This is a genomic window from Delftia sp. ZNC0008 (assembly GCF_000799035.1).
GTDB classification, from domain to species: domain Bacteria; phylum Pseudomonadota; class Gammaproteobacteria; order Burkholderiales; family Burkholderiaceae_C; genus Comamonas; species Comamonas tsuruhatensis.
This window is the reverse complement of record NZ_JTKZ01000792.1, coordinates 1-5,100: the sequence shown is the minus strand read 5'-3', so window position 1 is coordinate 5,100 and position 5,100 is coordinate 1. Positions and strand designations below refer to the sequence as shown.

Genomic DNA, 5,100 nt, shown 5'->3' with positions numbered 1-5,100 from the left:
CCGCGTCGACTGCACGGTGTGCCGCCGTGCCGCGACCTTGCTGATGCTGCCGGCTTCGGAGACCTCGAGGAAGAGCTTGACGCTGGGCAGGTGCATGGTGGTTACCCGGTTGAGGTATGCCTGATGAGGCAATTCTGAAAGCCTGAAATTCTATCTATCCAGATATCAACGGGATTTCTACAGTGCAGTCATGCCTTGCCAGCGGCCTTGCCGTGGCAGGTTTTCCAGACACCGAACCTAAGGAAAATCCGTTGAAACTCGCCAGCTTCATCCATGCCGGACAGCCCCGCTACGGGCAGGTTCTGGCCGAGCGCTTCCTGCTGCCGCCCGCCGACTTTCTCGCCCGCCATCCCGACCTGCTGTCCGTGCTGCGCGCACAGGCGCTGGGCGAGCTGGAGCAGGCCCTGCAGGCCGGCGCCGTGCCCGTCGATGCGGCGCAGACCCAGGCGCTGCCCGTCATCCCCAACCCCGGCAAGCTCCTCTGCGTGGGCCTGAACTACAAGACCCATGTGGCCGAGACGCGGCGCGCCGACAGCGAGCACCCGTCGCTGTTCCTGCGCTTCAACGACAGTCTGGCCGCCGATGGCGACGAGCTGCTGCGCCCGGCCTTCTCGGAGCGTTTCGACTGGGAGGGCGAGCTGGCCTTCGTCATCGGCCGGGGCGGGCGCCACATTGCAAAGGAAGATGCCTTCGACCACATCGCCGGCTATGCCTGCTTCAACGATGTGAGCGTGCGCGACTGGCAGCGCCATACGCACCAGTTCACGCCCGGCAAGAACTTTCCCGGCACGGCGCCCTTCGGCCCCTGGCTGGTCACGCGCGACGAGGTGGCCGACGTGCGCAGCCTGGCGCTGCAGACGCGCCTGAACGGCAGCGTGATGCAGCAGGCCAGCCTGGGCGACCTGATCTTCGACATCCCCACCATCGTGGCCTATGTGTCGCGCTTCACGCCGCTGTCGCCCGGCGACGTGATCGCCACGGGCACGCCGGGCGGCGTGGGCGACCGCCGCGAGCCGCCTCTGTACATGAAGCATGGCGATGTGGTCGAGGTCGAGATCACTGGGCTAGGCGTGCTGCGCAACCGCATCGGCACGGATACCGCTGCCGTCTGACTCCGGAGAAATTCATGGATAACCAACAAGCGATTTCGCAGCGGCCCCGGCTGCGCATTGCCGTCGATATCGGCGGCACCTTCACCGACATGGCGGCGTTCGACGAGGCCAGCGGCCGGCTGCTGTTCGGCAAGGCCCTGTCCACGCATGGCGAGCTGGTCAACGGCATCCAGGCCACGATAGACAGCGCGGGCATCGACTGGCGCGACGGCCATCTGTTCCTGCACGGCTCCACCATTGCCATCAACACGCTGCTGGAGCGCAATGGCGCCCACACCGCGCTGCTGATCACCGAGGGCTTTCGCGACATCTACGAGATCGGCCGCGTGAACCGGCCCGATGCCTACAACCTGTTCTTCAACAAGCACCAGCCGCTGGTGCGGCGCTCGCTGCGCCATGAGGTGTCCGAGCGCCTGCGCGCCGACGGCAGCCTGCACAAGCCGCTGGACGAGGCGGCCGTGCGCGAGCTGGCCCGCGAGCTGGCAGGGCAGGGCGTGGAGGCCGTGGCCGTGCTGCTGCTGCACTCCTACCGCAATCCGGCGCACGAGCAGCGCGTCAAGCAGATCCTGCAGGAAGAGATGCCGGGCGCCTTCGTCTGCGCCTCGCACGAGCTGTCGCAGGAGTACCGCGAGTTCGAGCGCGTGTCCACCGCCGTGGCCAATGCCTATGTGGGGCCGCGCGTGTCGCAGTACCTGGGCCAGCTGGAGAGCCACCTGGGCGGCAAGGGCTTCGAGGGCGATTTCTACATCGTGCAGTCCACGGGCGGCCTGTTCCCGGTCGAGCATGCCAAGGTGGGCTGCGTTCGCATGCTCGAATCGGGTCCGGCGGCCGGCGTGATCGGCGCCCAGGCCATCTGTGCGCAACTGGGCATGGGCGATGCCATCGCCTTCGACATGGGCGGCACCACGGCCAAGGCCGGCGTGATCAGCGAAGGCCGGCCGCTGACCACGGGCTCGGCGCTGATCGGCGGCTACGAGCAGGCCCTGCCGATACAGATCCCGATGATGGACATCCACGAAGTAGGCACGGGCGGCGGCTCCATCGCCCGCGTGGAGACGGGCAACGCGCTGCGCGTGGGCCCGCAGAGCGCCGGCTCCATCCCCGGCCCCGTGGCCTATGGCCGTGGCGGGCTGGAGCCCACGGTGACCGACGCCAACCTGGTGCTGGGCCGGCTGGACGCGGAGCATTTCCTGGGCGGCGAGCTGCAGCTGGACATGGACGCCTGCCAGCGCCAGATGGCCGAGCGCGTGGCGACCCCGCTGGGACTGGAGCCCACCGAGGCGGCCGACGGCATCCTGCGCATCGCCGTGACGCAGATGTCGCATGCCGTCAAGGCCGTGACCACCGAGCGCGGCCTGGATGCGGGCAGCTTCACCATGGTCGTCTACGGCGGCGCGGGGCCGCTGCACGCCTCGGCCATTGCGCGCGAGATCGGCATCCGCAAGGTGCTGATTCCCTATGCGCCCGGCTATTTCTCGGCCTACGGAATGCTGTTCTCCGACCTGCGCTACGACTATGTGCGCTCGGTGTTCCGCAAGCTGGGCGAGGTGTCCTTCGAGGAGATCGAGGCCGCCTACCAGAGCATGGAGGACGAGGGCCGCGCCGCGCTGGCGCAGTCCGGCATCGCGCCGGACGGCATCGTGATCGAGCGCGCCGCCGACATGCGCTACGTGGGCCAGGAGCATGCGGTGACCGTGGACCTGCCCATGGCCTTCTTCGAGGGCCGGGACCGCTCGGCCATCAAGCGCCAGTTCGACGAGCTGCACAAGGTGCGCTACGGCACCTCGGCCCCGCAGGAGCCGGCCGACCTCGTGAGCCTGCGCGTCACCGTGCTGGGCACGATGAAGAAACCGCCCCGGCACAGCGTGGAGCGCGGCAGTGCCGAGCCCGGCCGTGCCTCCGTGCGCACGGTCAAGCCCGTCTATTTCCGCTCCAGCGGCTGGGTGGACACGCCGGTGCATCTGCGCGAGCGCCTGCTGGCGGGCAACGAGATCGCGGGGCCCGCGCTGATCGAGGAACACGCATCCACCACCGTCGTGCAGCCCGGCGACCGGCTGCGCGTGGACGAACTGGGCAATCTGCAAATCGACATCGGGAGCGACCGCACATGAACCACCCCACTGACTCCAGGCCCGTCGATCCGGTCACCGTCGAGATCATCCGCAACGGCCTGTACGCCGTCACGGAGGAGATGAAGACCAACCTGACGCGCACGGCCTACAACCTCATCATCTACGAGGCGCTGGACTTCACGGTCGGCCTGTTCACGCGCGAGGGCGACACGGTGTCCATCGGCCTGGGCCTGCCCATGTTCATCCGCGGCATGTCGGAGACGGTCAAGGCCAAGATCCGCCATTTCGGCTACGAGAACATCCTGCCCGGCGACATCCTGGTCACCAACGATGCCTACACCACCGGCAGCCACCTGAACCACTTCACGTTCACCATGCCGGTGTTCCATGAGGGCCGTCTCGAAGGCTTCACCTGCTGCATGGCCCACTGGCTGGACGTGGGCGGCACGCTGGGCAACGTCACCACGGACATCTTCAGCGAGGGCATACAGATCCCCATCATGAAGTACCAGCGCCAGGGCGAGGTCAACCAGGACCTGATCGACATCATCGCGATGAACGTGCGCCTGGCCGAGCGTGCCCTGGGCGATCTGCGCGCGCAGATCACGGCCATCACCACGGGCGAGCGCCGCTATGTGGAACTGCTGCAGCGCTATGGCGTGGATGCGGTCAACGGCGCCATCGCGCAGATCATGGATTCCAGCGAGGCCGTGGCGCGCAAGAACACGCTGTCGATTCCCGATGGTGTGTACGAGGCCGAGTCCTTCATGGACGACGACGGGCTGGACATCGGCAAGCGCATTCCCATCCGCGTCAAGGTCACGGTGCAGGGCGACGAGATGACGGTGGACCTGTCGGATGTCTCCAAGCAGGTGCGCGGCTTCTACAACTCGGGCTTCACCACGGGCATCGCCTGCGCGCAGGTGGCCTACAAATGCCTCACCACGCCGACCGACTACCCGGTCAACGACGGGAGCTTCCGGCCGCTCAAGGTGATCATGCCCATGGGCACGGTGATCAGCGCCGAGAGGCCCTATCCCATGCGCGTGTGGATGACCTTCCCCATGACGGTGATCGACACCATCTTCAAGGCGCTGGCGCCCGCGATTCCCGACCGCTCCATCGCGGGCCACCATGCGGACCTGGTGTTTCCCAACATCCATGGCATCTTGCCCGAGGACGGGCGGCTGTTCATCGTCGGCATCGGCCCGCTGGGCGGCGGCTGGGGCGCCAAGAGCCGCGAGGACGGCGTGTCCGTCACCGTCTGCATCAATGACGGCGACACCCACAACAGCCCCACCGAGCAGCTCGAGGCCAAGTACCCGGTGCTGGTGGAGAAGTACGAGATCCGCCAGGACTCGGCCGGCGCGGGCCAGTACCGGGGCGGCCTGGGCGCGGAGATGGTGGTGCAGGCGCTGTCGCCCTTCACCGTCACCACGCGCATCGACCGCGTGCACTGCAAGCCCTGGGGCCTGGAGGGCGGCGGCGACGCAATGGGCAACGGCCTGGCCGTGCGCCACAAGGGCGAGTGGAAGACCGACCATGCCAACGCCAAGATCTTCAACGTGCGGCTGGAACGCGGCGATGCCTACCGCATGCTGTCGGGCGGCGGCGGAGGCTTTGGCGACCCGCTGGCGCGCGAACTGGACAAGGTGGCCGAGGACGTGCGCGAAGGCTATGTGAGCGCCCAGGTGGCCCGCGAGGTCTACCGCGTGGCGCTGGACAGCCAGGGGCAGGTGGACCACGAGGGCACGCAGGCGCTGCGCAGCGGCAGGTCTCCGTCGGCCGCAGCGGCAACCTCGGCCGTGGCCTGGGACGGGCAGTGAGCACGGCCATGGCCTCCGACCACGCCCTGCAGGCCGAGCGGCTCTGGGACCTGTGGTGCGCCCTGGCGCTGCGCCATGTCGCGCTGGGCG

The 5,100-nt window shown here is 67.9% G+C and carries 3 protein-coding genes; all 3 read left to right on the top strand.

The window, feature by feature from the left end; genetic code table 11:
• Positions 1–251 precede the first annotated feature (251 nt).
• The 3 genes from L995_RS25545 to L995_RS25535 are packed head-to-tail and all read left to right on the top strand — an operon-like array spanning position 252 to position 5,010.
• Complete coding sequence (locus L995_RS25545) at positions 252–1,112, top strand: fumarylacetoacetate hydrolase family protein (protein ID WP_047474119.1); 861 nt, start codon at positions 252–254, stop codon at positions 1,110–1,112.
• Positions 1,113–1,126: 14 nt separating this feature from the next.
• Positions 1,127–3,223, top strand: coding sequence for a hydantoinase/oxoprolinase family protein (locus tag L995_RS25540; protein ID WP_047474118.1), 2,097 nt, complete (start codon positions 1,127–1,129; stop codon positions 3,221–3,223).
• Positions 3,220–5,010, top strand: coding sequence for a hydantoinase B/oxoprolinase family protein (locus L995_RS25535; protein ID WP_047474117.1), 1,791 nt, complete (start codon positions 3,220–3,222; stop codon positions 5,008–5,010). The genes L995_RS25540 and L995_RS25535 overlap by 4 nt, the downstream gene beginning before the upstream one ends.
• The last annotated feature ends 90 nt before the right edge of the window (positions 5,011–5,100 follow it).